This window comes from Bacillus sp. FSL K6-0993 (assembly GCF_037977205.1).
GTDB lineage: Bacteria > Bacillota > Bacilli > Bacillales > Bacillaceae > Bacillus > Bacillus subtilis.
The window spans coordinates 2,609,153-2,631,583 of the sequence record NZ_CP150275.1; the positions used below are offsets into that span (position 1 = coordinate 2,609,153).

27 protein-coding genes are annotated in these 22,431 nt (G+C 41.5%); 13 read left to right on the forward strand and 14 right to left on the reverse strand.

Annotated features, from left to right (window positions below; all coding sequences use genetic code 11):
• Nucleotides 1-38: 38 nt before the first annotated feature.
• Complete coding sequence (sigZ, locus tag MHH79_RS13645) at nucleotides 39-569, reverse strand: RNA polymerase sigma factor SigZ (protein ID WP_015384188.1); 531 nt, start codon at nucleotides 567-569, stop codon at nucleotides 39-41.
• 135 nt (nucleotides 570-704) lie between these two features.
• Here sigZ and MHH79_RS13650 point away from each other — a divergent pair, with 135 nt between their 5' ends.
• Nucleotides 705-1,685, forward strand: coding sequence for an aldo/keto reductase (locus MHH79_RS13650; protein ID WP_015483481.1), 981 nt, complete (start codon nucleotides 705-707; stop codon nucleotides 1,683-1,685).
• A 154-nt stretch (nucleotides 1,686-1,839) separates the two neighbouring features.
• On the opposite strand, the gene csn is transcribed toward MHH79_RS13650, so the two are convergent.
• Entirely contained in the window at nucleotides 1,840-2,673 is an 834-nt protein-coding gene (gene csn / locus MHH79_RS13655; protein WP_047182934.1) for a chitosanase, read from the reverse strand.
• A 443-nt stretch (nucleotides 2,674-3,116) separates the two neighbouring features.
• Here csn and MHH79_RS13660 point away from each other — a divergent pair, with 443 nt between their 5' ends.
• Entirely contained in the window at nucleotides 3,117-3,407 is a 291-nt protein-coding gene (locus MHH79_RS13660) for a CD3324 family protein (RefSeq protein WP_340034654.1), read from the forward strand.
• 108 nt (nucleotides 3,408-3,515) lie between these two features.
• A complete protein-coding gene (locus tag MHH79_RS13665) occupies nucleotides 3,516-4,331 on the forward strand; it encodes an alpha/beta hydrolase (RefSeq protein ID WP_063335498.1) in 816 nt (271 codons plus the stop codon).
• Between the two features lie 407 nt (nucleotides 4,332-4,738).
• On the opposite strand, the gene MHH79_RS13670 is transcribed toward MHH79_RS13665, so the two are convergent.
• The 3 genes from MHH79_RS13670 to MHH79_RS13680 all read right to left on the reverse strand — a co-directional run bounded on the left by MHH79_RS13670 (nucleotide 4,739) and on the right by MHH79_RS13680 (nucleotide 6,276).
• Nucleotides 4,739-5,095 carry an SH3 domain-containing protein gene (locus MHH79_RS13670; protein WP_004398671.1) on the reverse strand — a complete coding sequence of 119 codons (357 nt, stop codon included), beginning with the start codon at nucleotides 5,093-5,095 and terminating at the stop codon, nucleotides 4,739-4,741.
• A gap of 52 nt (nucleotides 5,096-5,147) precedes the next feature.
• Nucleotides 5,148-5,507: an SH3 domain-containing protein gene (locus MHH79_RS13675; protein ID WP_119899611.1), complete on the reverse strand. Its 360-nt coding sequence runs from the start codon at nucleotides 5,505-5,507 to the stop codon at nucleotides 5,148-5,150.
• Between the two features lie 382 nt (nucleotides 5,508-5,889).
• Nucleotides 5,890-6,276: a VOC family protein gene (locus MHH79_RS13680; RefSeq protein WP_041339577.1), complete on the reverse strand. Its 387-nt coding sequence runs from the start codon at nucleotides 6,274-6,276 to the stop codon at nucleotides 5,890-5,892.
• Between the two features lie 264 nt (nucleotides 6,277-6,540).
• Here MHH79_RS13680 and MHH79_RS13685 point away from each other — a divergent pair, with 264 nt between their 5' ends.
• The 5 genes from MHH79_RS13685 to MHH79_RS13705 are packed head-to-tail and all read left to right on the forward strand — an operon-like array spanning nucleotide 6,541 to nucleotide 8,857.
• Nucleotides 6,541-6,786 (forward strand): hypothetical protein, encoded by a 246-nt coding sequence (locus tag MHH79_RS13685; RefSeq protein ID WP_014477469.1) that lies wholly within the window; start codon nucleotides 6,541-6,543, stop codon nucleotides 6,784-6,786.
• Nucleotides 6,787-6,803: 17 nt separating this feature from the next.
• Nucleotides 6,804-7,172, forward strand: a complete 369-nt coding sequence (locus MHH79_RS13690; RefSeq protein WP_335388725.1) for a spore coat protein — start codon at nucleotides 6,804-6,806, stop codon at nucleotides 7,170-7,172.
• A 17-nt stretch (nucleotides 7,173-7,189) separates the two neighbouring features.
• Complete coding sequence (locus MHH79_RS13695; protein WP_086344124.1) at nucleotides 7,190-8,326, forward strand: zinc-dependent alcohol dehydrogenase; 1,137 nt, start codon at nucleotides 7,190-7,192, stop codon at nucleotides 8,324-8,326.
• A gap of 18 nt (nucleotides 8,327-8,344) precedes the next feature.
• Entirely contained in the window at nucleotides 8,345-8,542 is a 198-nt protein-coding gene (locus MHH79_RS13700) for a hypothetical protein (protein WP_014480384.1), read from the forward strand.
• Between the two features lie 15 nt (nucleotides 8,543-8,557).
• Nucleotides 8,558-8,857 (forward strand): spore coat protein, encoded by a 300-nt coding sequence (locus MHH79_RS13705; protein ID WP_340034655.1) that lies wholly within the window; start codon nucleotides 8,558-8,560, stop codon nucleotides 8,855-8,857.
• Between the two features lie 236 nt (nucleotides 8,858-9,093).
• Here the strand turns inward: MHH79_RS13705 and adhR are convergent, their stop codons facing one another.
• On the reverse strand, nucleotides 9,094-9,516 hold the full coding sequence (adhR, locus tag MHH79_RS13710; RefSeq protein ID WP_015483484.1) for an aldehyde stress transcriptional regulator AdhR: 423 nt from the start codon (nucleotides 9,514-9,516) through the stop codon (nucleotides 9,094-9,096).
• 182 nt (nucleotides 9,517-9,698) lie between these two features.
• Between adhR and MHH79_RS13715 the strand changes: the two genes are divergently transcribed.
• The 3 genes from MHH79_RS13715 (at nucleotide 9,699) to yraA (ending at nucleotide 11,712) form a co-directional block, all read left to right on the forward strand.
• The gene (locus MHH79_RS13715) at nucleotides 9,699-9,893 is read left to right on the forward strand and encodes a carboxymuconolactone decarboxylase family protein (protein ID WP_047182939.1); all 195 of its coding nucleotides are present in this window, start codon (nucleotides 9,699-9,701) and stop codon (nucleotides 9,891-9,893) included.
• Nucleotides 9,894-10,020: 127 nt separating this feature from the next.
• On the forward strand, nucleotides 10,021-11,070 hold the full coding sequence (gene adhA / locus MHH79_RS13720) for a formaldehyde dehydrogenase AdhA (RefSeq protein WP_340034656.1): 1,050 nt from the start codon (nucleotides 10,021-10,023) through the stop codon (nucleotides 11,068-11,070).
• A 132-nt stretch (nucleotides 11,071-11,202) separates the two neighbouring features.
• Nucleotides 11,203-11,712 carry a cysteine protease YraA gene (gene yraA / locus MHH79_RS13725; RefSeq protein WP_100506516.1) on the forward strand — a complete coding sequence of 170 codons (510 nt, stop codon included), beginning with the start codon at nucleotides 11,203-11,205 and terminating at the stop codon, nucleotides 11,710-11,712.
• 41 nt (nucleotides 11,713-11,753) lie between these two features.
• Here yraA and sacC read toward each other — a convergent pair whose 3' ends face one another.
• From sacC to levR, 7 genes are all read right to left on the reverse strand, one after another.
• Complete coding sequence (gene sacC, locus MHH79_RS13730) at nucleotides 11,754-13,754, reverse strand: levanase (RefSeq protein WP_340035161.1); 2,001 nt, start codon at nucleotides 13,752-13,754, stop codon at nucleotides 11,754-11,756.
• Nucleotides 13,693-13,824, reverse strand: a complete 132-nt coding sequence (locus MHH79_RS13735; protein ID WP_223497671.1) for a hypothetical protein — start codon at nucleotides 13,822-13,824, stop codon at nucleotides 13,693-13,695. The genes sacC and MHH79_RS13735 overlap by 62 nt, the downstream gene beginning before the upstream one ends.
• A 116-nt stretch (nucleotides 13,825-13,940) precedes the next feature.
• On the reverse strand, nucleotides 13,941-14,768 hold the full coding sequence (gene levG, locus MHH79_RS13740; protein ID WP_003229834.1) for a PTS fructose transporter subunit IID: 828 nt from the start codon (nucleotides 14,766-14,768) through the stop codon (nucleotides 13,941-13,943).
• 21 nt (nucleotides 14,769-14,789) lie between these two features.
• Complete coding sequence (gene levF / locus MHH79_RS13745; protein ID WP_063335502.1) at nucleotides 14,790-15,596, reverse strand: PTS fructose transporter subunit IIC; 807 nt, start codon at nucleotides 15,594-15,596, stop codon at nucleotides 14,790-14,792.
• Nucleotides 15,597-15,612: 16 nt separating this feature from the next.
• Nucleotides 15,613-16,101, reverse strand: a complete 489-nt coding sequence (gene levE, locus MHH79_RS13750) for a PTS fructose transporter subunit IIB (protein ID WP_004399158.1) — start codon at nucleotides 16,099-16,101, stop codon at nucleotides 15,613-15,615.
• The gene (gene levD, locus MHH79_RS13755) at nucleotides 16,101-16,541 is read right to left on the reverse strand and encodes a PTS fructose transporter subunit IIA (protein ID WP_003246144.1); all 441 of its coding nucleotides are present in this window, start codon (nucleotides 16,539-16,541) and stop codon (nucleotides 16,101-16,103) included. Before levD ends, levE begins: the two co-directional genes overlap by 1 nt.
• Nucleotides 16,542-16,730: 189 nt before the next feature.
• On the reverse strand, nucleotides 16,731-19,538 hold the full coding sequence (gene levR / locus MHH79_RS13760; RefSeq protein WP_063335503.1) for a transcriptional regulator LevR: 2,808 nt from the start codon (nucleotides 19,536-19,538) through the stop codon (nucleotides 16,731-16,733).
• 541 nt (nucleotides 19,539-20,079) lie between these two features.
• Here levR and MHH79_RS13765 point away from each other — a divergent pair.
• Nucleotides 20,080-20,220, forward strand: a complete 141-nt coding sequence (locus tag MHH79_RS13765; RefSeq protein WP_121517033.1) for a hypothetical protein — start codon at nucleotides 20,080-20,082, stop codon at nucleotides 20,218-20,220.
• A 38-nt stretch (nucleotides 20,221-20,258) separates the two neighbouring features.
• A complete protein-coding gene (locus tag MHH79_RS13770) occupies nucleotides 20,259-21,647 on the forward strand; it encodes an amino acid permease (RefSeq protein WP_015483487.1) in 1,389 nt (462 codons plus the stop codon).
• 96 nt (nucleotides 21,648-21,743) lie between these two features.
• Here the strand turns inward: MHH79_RS13770 and MHH79_RS13775 are convergent, their stop codons facing one another.
• Entirely contained in the window at nucleotides 21,744-22,376 is a 633-nt protein-coding gene (locus tag MHH79_RS13775; protein ID WP_340034657.1) for a LysE family transporter, read from the reverse strand.
• Nucleotides 22,377-22,431 lie beyond the last annotated feature (55 nt).

The following is a 22,431-nucleotide window of genomic DNA, read 5'->3' on the forward strand; positions in this document are numbered from 1 at the left end:
TGGCCTATTTTAAAGGAATAACTGACTATGTTCATCAGTTATTCCTTTAAAATACGAAAGTCTACGATATTTCCATATCGATCCGCTTCAATATGACAGCACCCCTCAAGCAGCTGTTTTAATTTTCCCCGTCCGCGTTGTACCCTTGATTTTGCTCCCGAGTAAGAAATGCCGAGCTTTTCACTCAACTCTTTTTGTGATAACCCCTGAAATTCAGTTAACTCGAGCGCCTCTCGATACTTTTCAGGCAACCGTTTGATGGTCGATCGAATACACACAGCTGCTTCCTTGGTGAAATTTTCTTCCTCTGCACTGTCATTAAAATGTAGAACATCAGGCAATATTTCGCTTGTTTTTTTTGTACGGTAAAAATCAATAATCGTATTTCTAGTGATCCGATAAATCCAGCTGTCGATCTTTTGTTCATCGATCAGATTTGGGAGATGCACTTGTATTTTCATAAATACGATTTGCAAGAGGTCATCAACGTTAGATTGATCGTTAACCCTATGTGAAATATATGTTTTTAACGGCTGATGAAATTGATCCCATAGATCCTCTATATTCATTTGAAAAAACCTCCTATAAATTTGCGTCTGTTTTACATTTGCTTCGTCTTTTTAATCGTAACAAAGAGCGAAACAATTGTTGAATCAATTGTATTGCAGCTGTTGCAAAAAATAATGATAAAGGAGAGGTTTGTTGTGGAGTATACCTATTTAGGGAGAACAGGATTGCGGGTGAGCCGTTTATGTTTAGGCACGATGAATTTTGGAGTTGATACAGACGAAAAGACTGCGTTCCGTATCATGGATGAAGCGCTTGATAACGGCATTCAATTTTTTGATACTGCCAATATTTACGGCTGGGGCGAAAACGCAGGATTGACAGAGAGCATCATTGGAAAATGGTTTGCACAAGGAGGACAGCGCCGCGAGAAAGTTGTTCTGGCGACAAAAGTATATGAACCGATTTCTGATCCGAATGACGGACCAAATGATATGAGGGGCTTGTCTCTATACAAAATCAGACGTCATCTGGAAGGATCACTGAAGCGGCTTCAGACAGATCATATCGAATTGTACCAAATGCATCATATCGATAGGCGGACACCGTGGGATGAGATATGGGAAGCTTTTGAGACTCAGGTTCGCTCCGGCAAAGTAGACTATATTGGATCCAGTAACTTTGCAGGCTGGCATTTAGTTAAAGCGCAAGCTGAAGCTGAAAAACGGCGATTCATGGGACTCGTCACTGAACAGCACAAGTATAGTTTATTAGAACGAACAGCTGAGATGGAAGTGCTGCCGGCTGCACGGGATCTTGGTTTAGGAGTAGTGGCGTGGAGTCCCCTTGCAGGAGGGCTTCTTGGCGGGAAGGCATTGAAAAGCAATGCCGGAACTCGTACAGCAAAAAGAGCAGATTTAATTGAAAAACATCGTTTGCAACTCGAGAAATTTTCAGATTTATGCAAAGAACTAGGAGAAAAAGAAGCAAATGTGGCTTTGGCATGGGTGCTGGCAAATCCAGTTTTAACTGCTCCGATCATCGGGCCACGAACGGTTGAGCAGCTGCGTGATACGATTAAAGCCGTTGAAATCAGTCTGGATGAGGAGATTCTCCGCATGTTAAATAATATCTTTCCCGGACCTGGAGGAGAGACACCTGAGGCATACGCCTGGTGATACATTACTCAATACTGACATTTTTCTTAAATATTTATACTGAACTATCATATTAGGAAAGACAAGAGCTTGTTTGTCTCTTGTCTTTTCCGCATCATGCTGAAAATGCTGGCTAAACATCGACAAAAATGCTGCCGTTTTATTCATTTAATGCTTATTTGATTACGAAATTACCGTACTCGTTTGAACGAACATGAATTGGTCCGTTTAGATTATAGTTGTTCTCCTTGGCGATAGAGCGAAGCACGTCCACACGGGCAACTGATTCTCTCCATTCGTCACGGGTGTCATGATTGGCCGGATTCATCAGATCGTCATAGCGTACGTCCAAGAATTTATTTAACCACTTCTTCTCGTCTATTCCGTCTTTAGGTGATCCGCCCGCTTTTTTGTTCGTACGTTTAATCAAGGCATAAAAAGAGTCAGGGTCATCACCATCGCCATGCTGAATAACCGTATCGTACATCACAGCTCTTGCCAATGCTGTTTTTAGTCCGGCATTATCCGATCGTTTCATGGCAGGCTGATAATACAAACGGTCATTTACTTTGTCTTGGGCGGCGCGAAATTCCTTATCATTCGCAAGCGACTTCCAGGCAGAAGCGAATCCCTTGAGATTGCTTGTATCATCGCTTTCTTCCTTGGCCAGACGGCGCAATTCAGGCAGATACTTTTTCAGTTTGTTATTCGGAACTGCCTTTGTGTATACTTCCACTACTTCCAATGCATCCCCGGTAGCCGTTGTAAAGCCTGCCCGTCCGCATGTATAGCCTCGCCCGTCATCCAATCGCTCTACATATCCATATTGGATCTCCGTTGTGCCGTTTTCAAAGATACTTGTCAGCTGTTCCGCCCGGCGCTTTTGATCTTTATTCAGTCCCGCCGCAAAAACCGTTTCGCTCATCATCAGGGTAAAAAACATGGTGAAAACAAGTAATGAGATCGCTGTTTTTTTCCAAAAATCTGCTGTTTGCATACTGATTTTCATTGCACTTCCCCTTTCTAAATATTGTAAATACAGACTCAGTATACATGAAGAGACTGCCCTATTGTTGAAAATACATCAATTTGTCAATATTTTGAATCTAAAGTAATATAGCTTGAATCTTACTCTTTTGATTGCCAATCAGCCTTAGCCCCTCTCACTTGGAAGGTCCCTTGATTTTCATACTGCTTCAACTTTAATTAACAAGATGCCATAAGGCTTTACTCTATTTTATAATGGAAATGATCATCGAAAATCGTTAGGGAGGTGATGTAAATGGCAAGCAAGATGAGAATGCCAGATTCCGCAACGTCCCATGCAAAGCCTATTATTGGGAAGGCGATACTTTGCATGGGGTAGACTTTCTAAAAGATCGCCCAAGTAAGCTTTTCTGATATAGTGGCTTTGCACCTTATTTGACATAAAAAAATAAGGAGCTGGCAGAAATGGCATATGTAAAAGCAACCGCTATTTTACCTGAAAAGCTGATATCGGAAATTCAAAAGTATGTTCAAGGAAAAACAATATATATCCCTAAACCTGAATCCTCTCATCAAAAATGGGGTGCGTGTTCAGGAACAAGAAAGCTGATCGATGACAGAAACGCTTCTATTAAAAAAGCATTTAAAAACGGCAAAACCATTCATCAATTATCTGATGAATATCACCTCTCTGATGAAACAATAAAAAAATTGTCTACTCTAAATAAACAAAACGGAAGCACTGATGAAATATAATCAGTGCTTTTTATATGGCGGGTTTGTTTCTTAGTTAATTCCTGCATATGATACAATTGGCCAATTGAGTAAAGTTAAGGGAGATGAGAAGAAAGGAAGGTCCTACAAATGACGATAAACAATGGAACGTTGCAAGTACCCGGCGCGAACATCCACTATCAGGTGCGTGGCTCAGGTCCCATCATTCTTTTGGTCCACGGCGGAGGCGGTGATGCCGACAAGTTCCATCATGTTGCCAATCATCTGGCTAACTGGTACACGGTTGTTACTTATGATCGCCGCGGCCATTCCCGCAGCAATCTCGCCAATCAGATTGAGGATTACCGTGTGGAAACACACAGTGACGATGCTCACCGTCTTCTAGCCAAAATCACCAATAAGCCGGCATACGTATTTGGAAGCAGCTCCGGGGCTGTTATCGGGCTTGATCTGTGCATACGCCATCCCGAACAAGTACATGTCATGATCCCACACGAACCAATCTTATTGCAGCTTCTGCATGGAAATGAGCTGAAACAAGCCGAGCAATTTATGGAAGACCTTAAGAAAAATCATCGAAGTGAAGTCATTAAGTTAATGTCAAGATTAGAGACAGACGAACAATCAAAGGCTGTGCTGACAAAGCGGCTTCTCGGAAATTCAACGTATTTCACTGAGTATGAAATTCAAGGAATTCTCAACTATACATTAGATTTCGAAGCATTAAAAACTGTGTTTACATCTTCACCGATGAAGGTACTCCCAGCTGGCGGAAGTGCTTCTCGGGAGCTTTTTCCTTATCGTTGCGCGAACGCCCTAGCGGAACTATTGGAAACAGAATTGGTTGAATTCCCCGGAAATCATACGGGGTACACAATGTACCATAAAGAATTTTCTGAGAGGTTACACGACATGTTAGAAAAAGAAAAGAAACATACGTGTTAAGGATTGATTAAAATTTTCATAATAGGACAGATAAAACTAACTATGGAATTGGAGAAGATTTCACGAAGCGTAAAAAGAACTTTTCACTAACGAGAACGCAATGTGAGATGTTTAACCAAAGTGATATTAGGGATTTCATCGAAAAATAGGTTTGTACATTACGTTCTCCTATTGATTATTTCCTATCTTAATTCCGTATTTTATACCATTAGATACAACTCTAAAGCGGCTCATTATGTTGTCCTCAACAACAACCAGTGTCTAACATCATGACTCTCTTTTGAAAATCACCACAAATGCAGGTATGGAAGACTTCATCGCAGCAAAAACCATACCAACTATTGTTGTTGGTATGGTTCGTCCTAGATAGACCCTTAAGAAGAGATTCTATTGTACGGAGTATTTAGCTAATTGCATTTGTAACCGACAGGGCCGTCTGAACCTGTGTACACATATGTGTCAGAAACATATCCAATATTCACGACACCCCGGGAATCTTTCCACTGGATTTGGTCCCAGATATTACTCGTTCCATACTTCCCTGTAACAGTCGTTCCATAAGCGTAACAATAATAAGGAACACGGGAGCCGCTCGGAATGGAAAGCATAATAGGATAATTTGTACCAGGACCGCTGCGCATATTGACAGGCGCACCGCTGCTTGTTGAGACAGTAAAGTACTGAACGGCAAGTGCCTGACTGGAAAAAATGAATAATGATGCAATCATAACGGTTAACATACTCAGCATTTTCAGTTTAGTCAATGTCATCCCTCTTTCTTCAATTCCTTCATTTTAAGAAACGATAGAACATAGGCTACCAGCTGCATTTAGGAACAACCGGACCGTCTGAGCCTGTATACATATATGTATCAGAGACAAATCCAGGAACGATCTCCCCGCTGGCAAGCGTCCGCTCTGTGTAATTCCAAATATTACTCGTTCCATACTTTCCAGTTACAGTTGTACCGGTTTTGTAGCAATAGATCGGGATGCGGGTTCCGCTCGGAATGGTCGTTACAATTCCCCAACTTGTACCTGGGCCGCTGCGCATATTGACAGGAGCACCGCTGCTTGTTGAAACCGTATAATACTGAGCCGCAAGTGCATGGCTAGAAAAAATGAACAAAGATGCAATCATCACCGTTAGCATACTTAGCCTCTTTAACTTATTCACCTTATACCCTCCCCTTATAAATGCCGTACGTTTGACTTTCTTACATCCAGTTAAGGATTTACTTTCAGATAACATGCCCCCTCCCCTCCCATATATTTATCAATGTACCATAAACTAGATCTTTCAAAAGTGGAATTGTTCCTATGTTTTCGACAATTAAGGATACAAAATAAATGGTAGTCAGGCTTATATTGATGGTATGTTACATTTGGCTCTTAATCATTTGTCTAGTCATCAAAAACGGACACCATACAAATCAGCGTAAATGCTGCAAGTTCAGTGTCCGAAACCTATTATGACTTTGCTTTCTTTTATCAGGGCGTATAAAAAAATGATAAGGTACGTTATCAACCGTTATTCTATGATTTTGCGAGTCGAAAAATCATAACATTTTATATATTTCAATCAAGTTATGATCTGGATCTCTGAAGTGAGCAACTCGGGCACTCCATTCCTTGCGATCATGCGGTTTATTCACACATTTAACTCCTTTTTTGTGTAAATCGTCATACATTTTATCAACATCTTCTACCTTAAACTGAAGCAAAAATTTTGATTGAGCTTCTCCTTCCAACGATTTTTTTCCCTCTCCAACGATTTCAGCCATCGTTTCTCGAGATAAAAGCTCTATTTTCGTTTCCCCATTATCAAAGAGTGCATATTCCATTTCATTCTCTAACCAACTTATTTGAAGTCCTAATGAATCTTTGTAAAACTCGACGCTTTTCTTAAAATCATTCACCAAAAGTCTAATTTGTAACAGCTTCATATCGAGTGCCTCCTATAAAACCATACTTTTTACTGGTCATCCAATTTAATAATACAAAAGGAAACCTGACAGCACTATGTCAAGTTTCCATAAATAAATTTCCATACTTCACCTTTATTTCAGATTTAAGTGCAGTTTAGTGCAAGTCATAAGAACGAGCAAAAACAGCGATTCTTAAAACAAAAAATGATACCGAGTGTACTTTCTGTATGCTTCAACGTCATTTCGGGAAATGTAACGTTGATAAAAGGAGGTTACATCAATATGGATCATCAAACATTGGCAGCTCACGAGGCTGTTGACTTACATGAAATCGTGAACTTTAAAACACTTTGTATAGCGAAATCAAAGTTAATGCAAGGACTTGTGTTTGACCAAGAACTGAAGGACTTGATGCAAAAAGATGTGCAGCAATCCATTCAAGACCTTACTGAATTACAGGCGGTGTATGAGCGTGCCTCATTTCAGGCTCCTGTCCCTCAAAGCCGCCCAACGCCCATCATCAATTGAAAGGAAGGTAAGCCTCTTTGAATAATGATCATTTAGACCCCATTAATTCGCTGAATGTGCCTGAACTTGCAGACACTACATTCGCGATGGATTTTCTTATACGAGCTAAGGAAGGCGTAAGGAATATTGCTGTAGCTTTGACAGAAACCGCTTCACCAGATGTAAGAGCCTTGCTGCGGAAACAGCTGATGCAAGGAATTGCGATGCACCAAGAAATTACGGAACTGATGATCAGCAAAAAATGGTTCCATCCATATGAGCTGAGCGAACAGTATAAGTTGGATCAGCTCTCTGCAAAAAACACGATCATGGTCGGCAATATGAACCTCTTTCCTGATGAAACAAATCGCAAAGGGATGTTTGACCGGACACCTGATGAACACTAACACTGGAGGTTTTAAGCATGAAGGCAGTAACGTATCAAGGCATTAAAAATGTTGTTGTCAAAGATGTCCCCGATCCAAAGATTGAAAAATCCGATGACATGATTATCAAAGTCACCAGTACAGCCATTTGCGGATCAGATTTACACTTAATCCATGGATTGATTCCTAATCTCCATGAAGACTATGTCATCGGCCATGAACCGATGGGAATTGTTGAAGAAGTTGGGCCAGGGGTTACAAAGGTCAAAAAAGGTGACCGCGTCATTATCCCTTTTACGATCGCCTGCGGTGAATGTTTTTTTTGTAAAAACCAGCTGGAAAGCCAATGTGATCAGTCTAATGACAATGGGGAAATGGGTGCTTATTTCGGCTATTCAGGGCAAACTGGCGGTTATCCAGGCGGGCAAGCTGAATATTTAAGAGTGCCGTTTGCGAATTTTACCCATTTTAAAATCCCTGAATCTTGTGAGGAACCCGATGAGAAATTAAGCGTGATTGCCGATGCTATGACCACCGGCTTTTGGAGTGTGGACAATGCCGGTGTAAAAGACGGCGATACTGTTATCGTTCTCGGCTGCGGACCAGTCGGCCTGTTTGCTCAAAAGTTTTGTTGGCTAAAAGGCGCAAAACGCGTCATAGCAGTTGACTATGTAAACTATCGCTTACAGCATGCGAAACGTACAAACAAAGTAGAAATCGTTAATTTTGAAGACCATGAGAATACAGGGAATTATTTAAAGGAAATCACGAAAGGCGGAGCGGATGTAGTCATTGACGCTGTTGGGATGGATGGTAAAATGAGCGATCTCGAGTTCCTTGCCAGCGGCTTAAAGCTTCATGGCGGAACAATGAGTGCATTGGTCATTGCCTCTCAAGCTGTTCGCAAAGGAGGAACCATACAAATTACAGGTGTGTACGGAGGCAGATATAACGGTTTTCCGCTAGGAGATATCATGCAGCGAAACATCAATATACGCTCTGGACAGGCTCCTGTGATCCACTATATGCCGTACATGTTTGAACTAGTATCAACGGGCAAAATTGACCCGGGAGATGTTGTCAGCCATGTCCTGCCGCTTAGTGAAGCCAAGCATGGCTATGACATTTTTGATTCAAAAATGGATGATTGTATCAAAGTTGTGTTAAAGCCTTAAAAAACGGAGGTTACAGAAATGGAATACGCCTTACACGAAGTGCTTGAGGTTCAGGAAATGACTGCTTTCAAGACACTTTGTTTGACGAAATCTAAAACAATGAAAGCACTGGTATCTGATCCGAAGCTTAAAGAAATCATGCAGCAAGATGTTGATATCACCACACGCCAGCTGCAGGAATTTGCCTCTATTTTATCTAATGCAAAGCACGAATGAGGAGATGAATAAATCATGAATCCTATCATAGAATATCTGACTGGCATGAATGTTCTAACAGACCAAATCATTGCTATGGACTTATTAATTTCAGCAAAAAACGGAGTCAGAAATTATGCGATGGCAGTCACTGAAGCCGGAACGCCTGAAGTAAAAGAGGTCCTTATCCGCCATTTGGAAGAAGCACTCGATATGCACGAACAACTCTCGAGCTATATGATGGAAAAAGGCTGGTACCATCCTTGGAACCCTGACGAACAAGTCAAGCTGAATTTAAAAAATATTGATACAGCCATTCAATTGCCAACCCTTTAACATACAATGACTGATTTGCTGAGGAACAGTATTGATTGGCCACAACTGTTCCTCAGCTTCAAAATGAGCACTGTTTGTTCGGGTCCTATGACCGTAAATAGATTAACCGCTTTTCTCCATCTGATCTCGATACTGTTTGCAAATTCTCCAATCAAATAAGAATTCGTAACCACCTCTTTTTATGCGATTTCTTGATGGAGAAAACTTTAACCTGCCCTCTTCACACGCAAAGAATGCTACCTTCTTTGCTCCACTGATCCGTGAAGACTTTCCGTTTTAGGCCTGCTTTTGAGCTTTGCCTCATTTTCGCGCAATTTCCCATCATAATCTTTAATTTTTGTGTCTAATCTCTTAATTGTTTCATCAATTTCTTTCCGCTTCTCTATCAGCCGCTGTCGTTCGTCAGACAGGATATTTTTTCGAGCTTCTACCGTACGGTCACCTTCGGTAAATAATGTTGTATATTCAATTAGCGCTTCTATCGATAGTCCCGCATTTCGCATGCATTTAATGAATTCAATCCATTTGATATCTTCTTCATCATAGTCGCGAATGCCGCTGTCTTTTCGTTTTACAGGCGGGATTAATCCTACACGTTCGTAATATCTGAGTGTGGCGGCTGTCAGGCCAAACTGCTTTGCCACCTGAGCAATATTCATGATCTTCACCTCTCTATCCTGCATGTTGTGAAGGTAACACTTAAAGTTAACTTTAAGTCAAGCTCAAAACAAGTGGTTAGCTGCTGAATCTGGGTTTATATATTCGGGACTTGCCTTAAAGCACACTTTAAGCTCTATACTTCTCCATGCAATAAAAACAGTTTAGATGGAGGGATTGCTGAATGGCAAATAAACAAACTGCCGGAAGAGAACAATTAGGAGAATTTGCGCCAAAGTTTGCTGAACTTCATGATGATGTTCTATTCGGTGACATTTGGGCAAGAGAGGAAGAACTTTCACCCCGGGATCGCAGCATGATTACAGTTTCTGCGTTAATTGCTGACTGTAGCTCACCTTATAAATCAGGTTCATTTTAAATGCTATTTTAAAAAACCCTTGCCTTAAAGCAGACTTTAAGGTTTATCGTTATGTTGAAGACACCATAAAACATAAATAAGTGCATGTTTTTTTACAACACTTATGATGAAGAAAGGAAAGGTTCATATGTGTAATCAACATCAAACCCGTGTATTAAGCGTGTCACATGCAAAAGCCAAATTTGAACAAACGACGATTGAGCGAAGAGAATTACGGCCGCACGATGTCTTAATCGATATTAAATTCAGCGGTATTTGCCATTCAGACATTCATAGTGCTTTTGATGAATGGGGCGGTGGCATCTTTCCAATGGTGCCAGGACATGAAATAGCCGGTGTCGTAACAGCCGTTGGAGCAGAAGTCACCAAGTTTGCTGTCGGAGACCGCGTTGGTGTCGGCTGTTTTGTTGACTCTTGCGGAGAATGCGAATACTGTCTCAACGGAGAGGAACAATTCTGCACGAAGGGTGTTGTTCAAACGTATAACTCAGTAGACTACGACGGAAACCCCACTTATGGCGGGTACAGCCAAAAAATCGTTGTCACTGACAGATTTGTTGTTCGCATACCAGACCGTTTGGAAATGGATGTTGCCAGTCCGCTGTTGTGTGCAGGTATCACAACGTATTCCCCGCTGAAACACTGGAATGTTGGCCCTGGTAAAAAGGTTGCGATTGTAGGCGTGGGTGGCCTTGGACATTTGGCGATTCAATTTGCACATGCGATGGGTGCAGAGGTAACCGTCCTGAGCCGTTCCATGAATAAGAAAGAAGAAGCTCTGGAACTCGGTGCAAATCATTACTTTGCAACAAGTGATCCAGCTACATTCACTGCATTGGCCGGGCGTTTTGATGTGATCTTAAATACGGTATCGGCGAATCTTGATGTGGATGCCTATTTATCAATGCTTCGTATAGACGGGACACTTGTAAACGTTGGAGCTCCTGCCAAGCCGGACACATACAGTGTGTTTTCCCTAATCATGGGGCGCCGCAGCATTGCAGGTTCTCTAGTCGGCGGAATTCAAGAAACTCAAGAGATGCTGGATTTCGCAGCTGAGCATGGCATCGAACCTAAAATCGAAGTCATCCGAGCTGACCAAGTGAACGAAGCATACGAACGTATCCTCCGAAGCGATGTCCGTTATCGATTTGTGATTGATATTTCCACATTGTAATAGGTAAGTCCTTATATGGGCTGACCCGCTTTTATTGAAACTCACGAAAAACGATCTGGTTAAGCAAATATTTTGAAGGCCGGTCAATCTTCCTGTTATTCTATGAATAGAGAGTTATTAGGAGGGTTTTTTATGAGCAAAAAAATTGCAGTTCTTGTTACAGACCAATTCGAAGACATCGAATATACAAGTCCGGTAAAAGCATACGAAGAAGCTGGCTACAGTGTTGTGGCTATCGATTTGGAAGCCGGCAAAGAAGTTACCGGTAAGCATGGCGAGAAAGTAAAGATTGACAAAGCCATCTCTGATGTGGATGCAAATGACTTTGATGCACTTTTAATTCCTGGGGGATTCTCTCCGGATTTGCTTCGTGCAGATGACCGTCCGGGTGAATTCGCAAAAGCATTTGTCGAAAACAAAAAACCTGTTTTCGCAATTTGCCACGGCCCGCAAGTACTGATTGATACGGATCTTCTAAAAGGCAAAGATATCACAGGCTACCGCAGCATCCGCAAAGATTTAATCAATGCCGGTGCAAACTACAAAGATGCAGAAGTAGTCGTCAGCCACAACATTGTCACAAGCAGAACACCTGATGATTTGGAAGCATTTAACCGCGAATCTTTAAATTTGTTAAAATAACGAGAAGGCACAGACTGTTCGGGTCTGTGCCTTTTTTAAAATTAAGACTCCTTCTTTACATTCTGAAAGACAGCAGTCGCGTCCCACACATTCAAGCCAAATTGGCCTTCTGAAAATGCGGAATCATTTGCATCAATCACAAGACGATCATCTAAATAGATTTTAAAGCGATCGCCCTCGGCCTCTGTTTTCAGATGATACTTTTTATTAACGTCTATCGGTGTTTTGTATTCAGCAATGACAGAAGCAGCACCGTTCTCAAATTTAAAGAATTTCACCAGGTCATGCTTCGCGTCCACATTGGCAAGATAACCGTTTTTGGCATCTTGGTCAGAGCGAAACATTAGTGCTCCTGCCCCTCTTCCGTTTCCATCCTTAATGGTGATATCAGATTCATAAGTGAAGTCTGACCCGGATGCTGAAGACAAGATAAAGGAATCTCCGTCCGACCTCCCTTGTTTCCCCTCAATTGTGTCGGCCCACGTGCCATTTACAGTCGTCCAGCCAGTCATATTGGACATAAAAGGTGACGTTCCCCATACCTTTTTTAAAGGGTGTATGGTTAAAGATTTTACCTTTACACCGCCCTTTGCAGCATATAATTCAAGCCCTTTGCTTGATCGGTCTGGGAGAATAATATCCGTTATGACCTGCTTTCCGTCATTCCCAAATACTTCAACCGAGGAGCGGTCAACAAAAATGCGCATCTTAACCTTCCCATTTACCGGCTTCAATGGGGCTGTTTCTTTTCCGGTGTTAAAGGCCGGATTAAAGGTGTCGTTGCCCGACTCGCTCCGGTCAACGAACAATTTGGCGTTCCTTCGGTCATAGCCGACCTTCGTAAATTGATTTTCACCTGTTCGGACCTTAAAACCAAATTCAGCAGCTGAACCAGGGCTTACTTTAAATTCTGCATTTATTTCATAGGCATCTCCAGATTGCCCTGCTAACACATTATGACTTGCAGGCGATATGGTCAGATTCTTCCACTTCTTAGAGGTCCCACGAATGGTTTCCAGCTCTTTCACTGGTGTTTGGACCACTCTAACCCCTTCGGTAAACGCTTTCAATTTTAACTCTCTTGGAATGGACGTTGCACTTCTCCATGGGGATGTCGGAACATCATTCGCATATTGCCAATTGCTCATCCACCCTAACCATAGTCTCCGACTATCTGTGGCTGGAATATCGGACCAGGATACAGCGGCATAAAAGTCTCTGCCGTAATCCGTCCAGAGAACTTTGTTTGACGGGTTTTCATTTTTAAAATGAGTTCCATCAAAGTCCCCTACAAAATATTGCATGCCTGATCCTCCCGAGACCGCTCCGTTTCCGACACTGACCTGCATGACCCATTTCTTTTGATTCGGATTGCCGTCTACCGGAAGCTCAAATAAATCCGGGCATTCCCATACTCCCCCGTGGCTTCCTTGACCCTGTCCAAATTCACTTGCATACGTCCACTGCTTCAGATTTTTTGATGTATAAATGAGGATTCGGTCACCGGCCGCAAGCACCATTACCCACTTTTTTTCTTTCTCATACCAAAAGACTTTTGGATCGCGAAAATCTTTTTTAGGGTTTGGAATGACAGGGTTGCCAGCGTATTTCGTCCATGTTCTTCCTTTGTCGTTGCTATAGGCAATACTTTGCACTTGATGGCCTTCCCGATCCTGTGTATAAATGGCCACAAGCGGCCTCTCTTTGCCTGTTTGAAAACCGCTTGTGTTATTTTTATCTACAACTGCGCTTCCAGAAAAGATCGTGCCTTTTTCATCCGGATACAGCGCAACAGGAAGGTGTTCCCATGTAACCAAATCTTTGCTGACGGCATGCCCCCAATGCATGGGCCCCCACTGAAGCCCGTATGGATGGTATTGATAGAACAAGTGATATTCCCCGGCATAATATACCATTCCGTTTGGGTCATTCATCCAGTTTGCCTCTGGTGTGAAGTGGTATTGAGGACGGTAATCCTCATCATAGTAGCTTGAATCGGCTGCATCTGCCGAAAATGCCATAGTCAACAGCAGGGTGAACATGATCATGACTTGAATAAGTCTCTTTTTCATTTGTTCCTTCGCTCCTCTCTTCATGTTTGAACACTTTCAAGAGAGACTGCTAAGCAAGCTGGTCCGTTTCTGGCAATTCTCCTCTGTTTCGCTGTTATCCGAATGATTTATATATGAAAAGACTGCTGCAGTTTCTCTCTTTTTCCTTCACACAGCTTATGCTAAGAATCCAGCCCAATACCCGAGAATCCCGATGACAAAGATGCCGCAAATAATGAGAAGAGGGTTCACCCCTTTGCGAAGCATCCATGCCACCAATAACGTTAATCCGAGAGGCAGCGCACCCGGCATAATGCTGTCTAACACGTTTTGTACAGTTTGAACATCTACTTTTCCGCTTTCATCCTTAATCCTGGATACAACGATTGGAATGTTGATGGTGGTCCATTTGGACACGAGAGCCCCCATAACAAATAATCCGAGAATCGAAGCGCCCTCTGTAAGCTTTTGAATGCGATTCCCCGCTAAATCCTGAAGAATCTCCATTCCTTTCACATAGCCATACTTTAATCCGTAATATTTTGTGCTTAATCTTATGGCATTCAGCAAGAAAAAGAATAGCAAAGGACCGGCAATGTTTCCTCCTAAAGCAAGGGAGGCTCCTAGCGCAGCTAAGACAGGACGAATCGTTCCCCAGAAAATCGGGTCGCCTACGCCCGCTATTGGTCCCATCAAACCGATTTTCATTCCGCTTATCGCTTTTCCGTCAATTCCTTTATTGTTCGCCATTTCTTCTTCCATGGCTGCCGTCACGCCAAATATAGGCGCTGTCAGCCACGGATGTGTATTAAACCATTCCAAATGCCGCTGCAAGGCTTCGTTTCTTTTCGCTCCGGGACCGTACAATTTTTTGATCGCCGGTATCATGACATAACAATATCCCATTGCCTGCACACGTTCGAAGTTAAAGGAACCGAGTAAAAAATTTGAACGAATAAACATGCTGAAAATTTCTTTTTTCGTTAATCGTTTTTCTTTCTCCATTTTTTCTTCCCCCCTCATCGTTTAGGCATCAAGATCATCATCGGCATCATAAACAGCAACACTGCCACTGTCTGATGCGGCCGCGACTGCTCCGTGAGCGCTTTGTTTTTGCATTACCTGCTGGTATAAAAGCGCCAGACAGAGACCAAGGGCTCCAAATCCCACTAAGTTAAAATCGGTAAACGCCGCTAATAAGAAACCAATATAGAAAAATGGCTTTAAATAAGGAATATTCATCATATTGATCACCATGGCATACCCGACAACCACAATAATGCCTCCGCCTATTTGCAGTCCTTTTGTAATGACATCAGGAATATTTCCCAAGAACGCCTGAACAGCGCTGACACTAATTAAAGCAACAATCAATGTAGGAATCATGACGCGCAAAGCTTGAAACACCATCGCGGTAATATGCATAATTTCAATTCCTTTTATATTTCCTGCTTTTGCATATTGATCAGCGCGGTGGATGAAAAAGACAGTGATCGTCCGAACAAAAATCGTCAGCGCCTGACCCGCAGCTGCTAAAGCAACAGCGACAGCAATCCCTTCGCCAATTCCCTGATCAGCTGTAATAACTAAAATGGTTGAGATGACAGAGGCGATCGCTGTATCAGGTGCCATGGCAAGCCCGACGTTCATCCAGCCGAGCGCCATCAGCTCCAGTGTGCCTCCAAGAATAATTCCCGTTTTTAAGTCCCCGAGCACCAAGCCAACCAACGTACAGGCCACAAGCGGACGGTGTGTCTGCCCTTCATCCAATACACTTGCGATTCCGGTGATTGCTGCAATGATTAACAACAAAATAATTTGTAATGAAGACATATTCTCATCCCCTTGATTATTTTGTTACGTTCCGTAAAATCTGTACAAAATCCTCACTGGCATCTGAAGGCAGCTGCCTCAATTCCAGTTTCACGCCCTTGTCACTTAATGTTTCAAATGCCTTTATATCTTGTTCTGTGACACTGACTGATTTTGTGATTTGCCTGCGATGATTTTCAAAACGCATTCCCCCCACGTTTACGGTTTTGATCGGTACACCTGCTTCTATAAGAGATACAATATCGGACGGATTTTCAAACAAGAGCATTGCCGTTACCCCTTCGTAGCGCGGACTATGAAATGCTTTTGCCATTTTAGAAACCGAGACGGCACTCGCCTTTACATTTGAAGGCGCAACAGAAAGGATCAGCGTTTTTCTCATTTCGTCCTGAGCAATATCGTCGGAGACAACGATGATTCGGTCGGCTGCATGGACTTTTATCCACCTTGTCAGGATTTGGCCGTGAATAAAGCGGTCATCAATTCTTGCTAACACAATGTTCATCATAATTCATCCTCTCTTGTATCTTGATTGGCTGTTTTTACTTTTTCTAAATGTTCACTGCACACTTGAAAGCTTTGCTGACTCATTGCTTTTAAGTTGTTCAGCAAATCTTTGAGAGCCAGATGTTCTCTCAGGCTTAATACCTCCAGCAGAATCGGCAGGTTTACGCCGGCTGCCATATCCATTCTTTGATCCTCAGCAATAAAGGAAGCTGCCGCGTTATATGGCGTCCCTCCAAAAATATCGACTAAAAAAAGCACTTCATGTTCTTCCGGGATATCCTTGAGCGCCTGATGATATTTTTCTTGCAGCGTTTGTATTCCTTCCCCTTTAAAAAACGGCACTGCAATCAGGTTATTTTCTTCACCGAATATCATCCCTGAAGATTCTTTTAATGCTATGGGAAAATCTCCATGACCGCTGATAATAACTGAAATCATATCTATTGCTCCTTTCCTGTTTTGTACATCCATATATAATGCAAGGATCGTGCCAACACAGTTGTGTTAAGCGTTTTCATTGTTATTTCAGCCAATAGCAATTTGTTGTTGAAACACTTAAAACGAAAAAAATAAACCTGTATTAAAATGGTATTCCATTTAATACAGGTTCATATAAAAAAACTATTTTTAAAACAGCTGACCATGCACTTCTTCAGCAAATATGGCGGCTATAAATAATTTTTCATCATCACTTATGCGAAGTCCGAGCTTTTCTTCATAAGGGGCTAATGTCCGCTCTGTCACGTACACCATTTCCTTCAGCTGATCATTGATCTCTTCTTCCTCCGAGAAAGCGATCGGATTCTGCTTAATTACCCTTTCAAAGGCGAAAGCCGTGTGCATAATGACTTTGATCAAAACCGCATTATTGAAAATGACTCCCAGCTCATCTTGAACGGTTTGCAGCCACTCCAATAACATTTCGATCACATGATGAGGATTCAAGAAGACAAGGTATTTTTTCAGACTATCCTCGCAAAGCTCCCTGACAATAATATTTGCTTCGTTCAATCCATTGCTCAAGGGGATGCTTCCTTTTGTAATCGCCTGTTGAATCAGCTTCTCTCCCTCCCCTTCAATTAACACTTCTAAAGATACATGCGGAGCATTGATTTTAGGGTCTTTCGTTCCGACTGTCGCAAGGATTTCATACTCTTTTTCGATTTCTTTTATGCTGTTGGCCAGCTTAATCGATGATACGGTCAATATGTGAATCGGGGTATCGGAGGCCTTGTTTACGATCGTGGTTAGAATGTCTTCCAGCTTTTTGGCCGTTCCGCTGCCCGTCGTGCAGATGGATACCAATGCCTTCTTTTTGCCGGGTGCCGCTGGCTGACGCTCCCACAACTCGATAAAATCCTTCGTGACCGATTGATAGATCGCATGCAAATTTAAATTCAAATAGTTTACCTTTCTGACAGCATCCAGCACCATTGAAGTCGTAACATTGCTGATCGTTTTGATGGAAATGCCTGTCTTTTCCTCCAGCCTGCTTTCCATCATTGCAAGCGACCCCATATCTACCAGCATTAAAACACCTTCACCTTCATCAACCTGTTTCATTTTTTCCGCTACGCATTCAATAATGTCCGAAGGTGAAACAGAAAGCGGCATGTCAACTGCTGCAATCGGCGTGCTCCCTAGCAGTTCTGTCGCGACTTCAACCATCGAACTCGCCGTGCTGTTTCCATGAGCAGCCACGATGATACCGACTCTTTTGTTCTCCTTTAACGATTTGATGGAATGGATTAACATCGTTAAGTAGATGACTTCTATTTCAGGAATAGCCACTTTAAAATATTCCTGAATTTTATCTTTAAAAATCATCGCCACCCGATATTCTTTCACATGAGTATCACGAATTTCATCCGTCTCCTGTGTATTCAAAACATCAATTTGCTTTCCTCGCTTTAAAAATGCGTCAATATGCATACTCAAGAAATAAATAAACTTACGGTCAAATGTGCAATCCAGCTCATGTTCAGCTATTTCTTTTAACTGTTTTGTCATTTGAATCACATCATCTTCAACGAATGTCAGCAGGTTGTCTTTTTGAAAAGCTTGATGGTGAAAAAAACTTCTGACATGCAAATGGACATCAGTCAAGATGTATTGGTTAATATCCTTTTTGGATAAACCTTCTTTCATAAGCGTTTTCACTTTTTCCTCAATCAAATGATATAAGTTAAATGAGAGGTCTTCGTCAATTTTTGTTGTTTCATCTTCTACAATCGGAGAGATAATCGTTGTAATATTGACATATTCAGAAATGGCTTTGCTTCTTTGCATGTTTTTGCTGCTGGACATCCATTCTTGCTTGATTTCATCAGGCAGATCGCGAACAGTCAGTTCAATAACCTCATTTCTGTCAAGGTTATGCAAAAATCCGTGTGCGCAAACTAACTGGACATTTGATTTCAGCTGTCCGACATTCCCAAATTTCGCAGAATGAATAAGCGCATTATAGACATCGATATGCACACTCAGATTCTTCTTAATTCGCTCTGCTTCTTTCCCTAATAAAAACGTCGTCAAATCTACTCTTTCTTTAAGCGATCGTTCTTCAAGTGAAGGAATATGAATGGTCATTGGGATTCTTCGCAAAAACGTTTTCAATAGTGCAGAACTCGGATTTTCTGTAGTCGCACAAATAAACAATACATTCGATGTTCGTTTATGTTCAGATTCTCCAAGCCTGTTATAAGAACCGCTGTCAATAAAATAAAACAGCATTTCTTGTCCCTCGGGAGGGAGACGGTGGATTTCATCCATAAAAAGAATGCCCCCATTGGCTTGTTCGACTAAACCTGCCTTATCCTCGGCAGCACCTGTAAATGAACCTTTTTTGTGTCCGAATAATTGAGAAAGCAATAATTGAGGGTTGTTGTAGTAGTCTGCACAGTTAAATGTAATAAATGGTGCGCCGGCCTTCAATATGTCAGAGTAAATGGCAAACTGGTAAATTCGGTTCGCAAAAAGGGATTTACCGGAACCAGTCGGCCCTAGGAGGAGCATATGCAGACCGTTCGGCGGATAAAAGACAGCTGCTTTTGCCTGGGAGATCGCTTTCTTCAAACTCCCTTTTGCCCCTATCATAAGCTCTAAGGGATTCGTGGAAATGTGTTGATGATTTTGCTTTGAATTTCCGGAAAACGCCTGAAGGTCTTTCACTTCCATCATCTCTGTATCCCATTTCTTGTTGAATAATTTTTCTGCTATCTCGACTGGGATGTATCTTACAGGAAACGTTTTAATTTTGATGACCTTTTTGGACCGGACAAGATTGTTCAATTCAAAGCTGACATTGGACCGCTCCATTTTCAGCTGCTCGGCAATTTCCTTTGCTGAATTCCCTTGTATTTTTAAAAGATGATCTAAGGTTGAATCATGAAAATTATGCATGAGCTGATGGTATATTTTATCTTTTCTTCTCACGTCTATCATCCTTTGTCCTTATTAGATAAGCCATTAACAAGAATATTTCGAAACTTTATAGTCCGCGTTGAGATTATCTGCTGATACACGTTTAAAAAGGTCTCTATAGCAGATTGACAAAGCTGGCTTTTATGCGTATATGTTTACATTTTGAATCATTTGCATCTCATATTAGTATGATAGATTCGCAGTTCTTGAGGGCCAGTCCCCTTCAAAAGTAATAATCAGTAAACAGTTTATCATTCTTGGGGAATGTAATGATGTCAAAATCATCAATGACAAAAAATGAATCTTATAGATCAGGACAAATTACCCAAATATAACCCCTTAAGTTCGTTCACAACTAAAAAGACGGACACTCTATGTGACCGCCGCAGTATTACAATTTGCAAAACTTCGTCATTTTTGCAATCCACCTTGAAGGTTAAGGAATCTAAAAACTTTATCTCCGATTCTCGATTTGATCCCCCATGCAGGCCTCAATCATAGTGGGTATGCAATTATACAAATCGTTACCGATCTAGTCTGTCAGATTGTCCAAATGACTTTCCTGTTTTACTCTGCTATTCAGGTAGAATCACGAGTGAAAAATAGAGCCAGAAGACATGTAACAGCACTTAAAATAGTTTTAAAATTTAAAAATAAAAGTATCTATTCTTTTAAATGTTATAATATCCGATAAAACTTTACTCATCTTTTTATTACTGGAGGAAAATAAAATTGATAGGCAATTCTAGTAAAGACAATTTTGGCCAGCAACAGAAATTGTCTAGAGGCCTTAAAAACAGGCATATACAATTAATGGCGATTGGGGGTGCAATCGGTACAGGGTTATTTTTAGGTTCAGGTAAATCCATCCATTTTGCAGGACCATCCATTTTATTTGCTTACTTGATCACCGGCGTATTTTGCTTTTTCATTATGCGCTCGCTCGGAGAACTGCTCTTATCAAATGCGGGATACCACTCTTTTGTTGATTTTGTAAGGGACTATTTAGGAAACATGGCAGCGTTTATCACTGGGTGGACCTACTGGTTCTGTTGGATTTCCCTCGCGATGGCTGATTTAACGGCGGTCGGCATTTATACGCAATATTGGCTTCCCGATGTGCCTCAATGGCTGCCGGGTCTTCTTGCGCTTATTATCCTGCTGATCATGAACCTTGCCACCGTTAAACTTTTCGGAGAATTAGAATTTTGGTTTGCATTGATCAAAGTCATTGCCATACTGGCTCTGATCGTAACTGGCATTTTCCTGATTGCGAAAGGTTTTTCCGCAGCTTCCGGCCCTGCCAGCCTCACCAACCTTTGGAGCCACGGCGGCATGTTCCCAAATGGATGGCATGGGTTTATCCTATCGTTCCAAATGGTCGTCTTCGCTTTCGTGGGTATTGAACTTGTTGGACTGACAGCAGGTGAAACAGAAAATCCCCAAAAAGTGATCCCTAAAGCCATCAATCAAATCCCTGTCCGGATTTTACTTTTTTATGTTGGCGCACTTTTCGTGATTATGTGTATCTATCCTTGGAATGTGTTGAATCCAAACGAAAGCCCATTTGTTCAGGTCTTCTCTGCAGTAGGCATCGTTGTGGCTGCCAGTTTGATCAATTTTGTTGTATTAACATCAGCCGCGTCAGCTGCAAATAGCGCTTTATTCAGCACAAGCCGAATGGTCTATTCACTTGCAAAGGATCATCACGCACCTGGACTATTAAAGAAATTAACTTCTTCTAACGTGCCAAGCAATGCGCTGTTCTTTTCATCCGTCGCCATTCTGATTGGCGTTAGTCTGAATTATTTAATGCCCGAGCAAGTCTTCACACTGATTACAAGTGTTTCTACAATATGCTTCATTTTTATTTGGGGCATCACGGTGATTTGCCATTTGAAATATCGAAAAACAAGGCAGCATGAAGCGAAAGCAAACAAATTTAAAATGCCTTTTTACCCATTATCCAACTATTTAACACTTGCATTTCTCGCGTTCATTCTTGTCATATTGGCACTGGCGAATGATACACGTATTGCTTTGTTTGTAACCCCGGTCTGGTTTGTTTTATTGATTATTTTGTATAAGGTGCAAACCCGCAGAGGACATAAGATGAAATAAAAAAAAAGACAAGGGATACTCACTCCCTTGTCTTTTTTATAGGGCCAAACACTAAATTAAACTTTGGTTTCAAATTTCATTCACTTCATTTAAGTGTTAACTCAAACCAGTTTTGATGCCGAAACCTACTAATATTATTCCGGTAATTTTTTGAAACACTTTCTGGAACTTCGAGTTTTTCATCCATTTTTTCGCGTAATCAATAATATAAACAAGAAACAGAAACCACAACACCGCTAATAAGGTTAGGATTGAAGCTAAAATGATGAGCTGCTGGTTTATATTTCCGTTCAAATTGATAAATTGGGGCATGATTGTAACATACACCAAAACAGTTTTAGGATTGAGAATGTTACTGAGTGAACCCTGCATAAAGGAAGTTTTATAATACCGTTTCAGAGAACTTGCCATATTTTTTGATTGGGATTGCATGTCATCTAACGAAAACATACTTTTAGCAAAAAAACTTTTCACACCTAAATAAATTAAGTATGCCGCTCCCAAATATTTGATCGTTGTGAAAAGAATTACTGACTTTGCGATCACCACTGATAACCCTAAAATGGCAATCACCGTCCAAAAGGAAAGTCCTGTTGCCAATCCGAGAATGTTATAACGGCCGGCTTTCGGACCATACCTAAGCGTATTTTTCATCACAAGCATCGTATCTGCCCCCGGCATGATAACCATCATGGCAGCGATTGGTATGTATGCGAGTAAGCTGTGCACTGTTCTCTCCCCCTTTAAAAAATCCCCTCAATAATTTAGTGACTACAAAAGTAAC

What these genes read in the sequence shown, in the direction of transcription:
- csn (WP_047182934.1), bottom strand. Translation starts at nt 2,673, where the DNA reads ATGAAAATCAGTATGCAAACAGCAGATTTTTGGAAAAAAACAGCGATC.
- MHH79_RS13680 (WP_041339577.1), bottom strand. Translation starts at nt 6,276, where the DNA reads ATGAAGCTGTTACAAATTAGACTTTTGGTGAATGATTTTAAGAAAAGC.
- MHH79_RS13685 (WP_014477469.1), top strand. Translation starts at nt 6,541, where the DNA reads ATGGATCATCAAACATTGGCAGCTCACGAGGCTGTTGACTTACATGAA.
- levD (WP_003246144.1), bottom strand. Translation starts at nt 16,541, where the DNA reads ATGATTTCAGTTATTATCAGCGGTCATGGAGATTTTCCCATAGCATTA.
- adhR (WP_015483484.1), bottom strand. Translation starts at nt 9,516, where the DNA reads ATGAATATTGCTCAGGTGGCAAAGCAGTTTGGCCTGACAGCCGCCACA.
- levF (WP_063335502.1), bottom strand. Translation starts at nt 15,596, where the DNA reads ATGTCTTCATTACAAATTATTTTGTTGTTAATCATTGCAGCAATCACC.
- adhA (WP_340034656.1), top strand. Translation starts at nt 10,021, where the DNA reads ATGTGTAATCAACATCAAACCCGTGTATTAAGCGTGTCACATGCAAAA.
- levG (WP_003229834.1), bottom strand. Translation starts at nt 14,768, where the DNA reads ATGGAGAAAGAAAAACGATTAACGAAAAAAGAAATTTTCAGCATGTTT.
- MHH79_RS13700 (WP_014480384.1), top strand. Translation starts at nt 8,345, where the DNA reads ATGGAATACGCCTTACACGAAGTGCTTGAGGTTCAGGAAATGACTGCT.
- MHH79_RS13660 (WP_340034654.1), top strand. Translation starts at nt 3,117, where the DNA reads ATGGCATATGTAAAAGCAACCGCTATTTTACCTGAAAAGCTGATATCG.
- MHH79_RS13705 (WP_340034655.1), top strand. Translation starts at nt 8,558, where the DNA reads ATGAATCCTATCATAGAATATCTGACTGGCATGAATGTTCTAACAGAC.
- MHH79_RS13665 (WP_063335498.1), top strand. Translation starts at nt 3,516, where the DNA reads ATGACGATAAACAATGGAACGTTGCAAGTACCCGGCGCGAACATCCAC.
- levE (WP_004399158.1), bottom strand. Translation starts at nt 16,101, where the DNA reads ATGAACATTGTGTTAGCAAGAATTGATGACCGCTTTATTCACGGCCAA.
- MHH79_RS13715 (WP_047182939.1), top strand. Translation starts at nt 9,699, where the DNA reads ATGGCAAATAAACAAACTGCCGGAAGAGAACAATTAGGAGAATTTGCG.
- MHH79_RS13765 (WP_121517033.1), top strand. Translation starts at nt 20,080, where the DNA reads ATGACTTTCCTGTTTTACTCTGCTATTCAGGTAGAATCACGAGTGAAA.
- sigZ (WP_015384188.1), bottom strand. Translation starts at nt 569, where the DNA reads ATGAATATAGAGGATCTATGGGATCAATTTCATCAGCCGTTAAAAACA.
- sacC (WP_340035161.1), bottom strand. Translation starts at nt 13,754, where the DNA reads ATGTTCACCCTGCTGTTGACTATGGCATTTTCGGCAGATGCAGCCGAT.
- MHH79_RS13695 (WP_086344124.1), top strand. Translation starts at nt 7,190, where the DNA reads ATGAAGGCAGTAACGTATCAAGGCATTAAAAATGTTGTTGTCAAAGAT.
- yraA (WP_100506516.1), top strand. Translation starts at nt 11,203, where the DNA reads ATGAGCAAAAAAATTGCAGTTCTTGTTACAGACCAATTCGAAGACATC.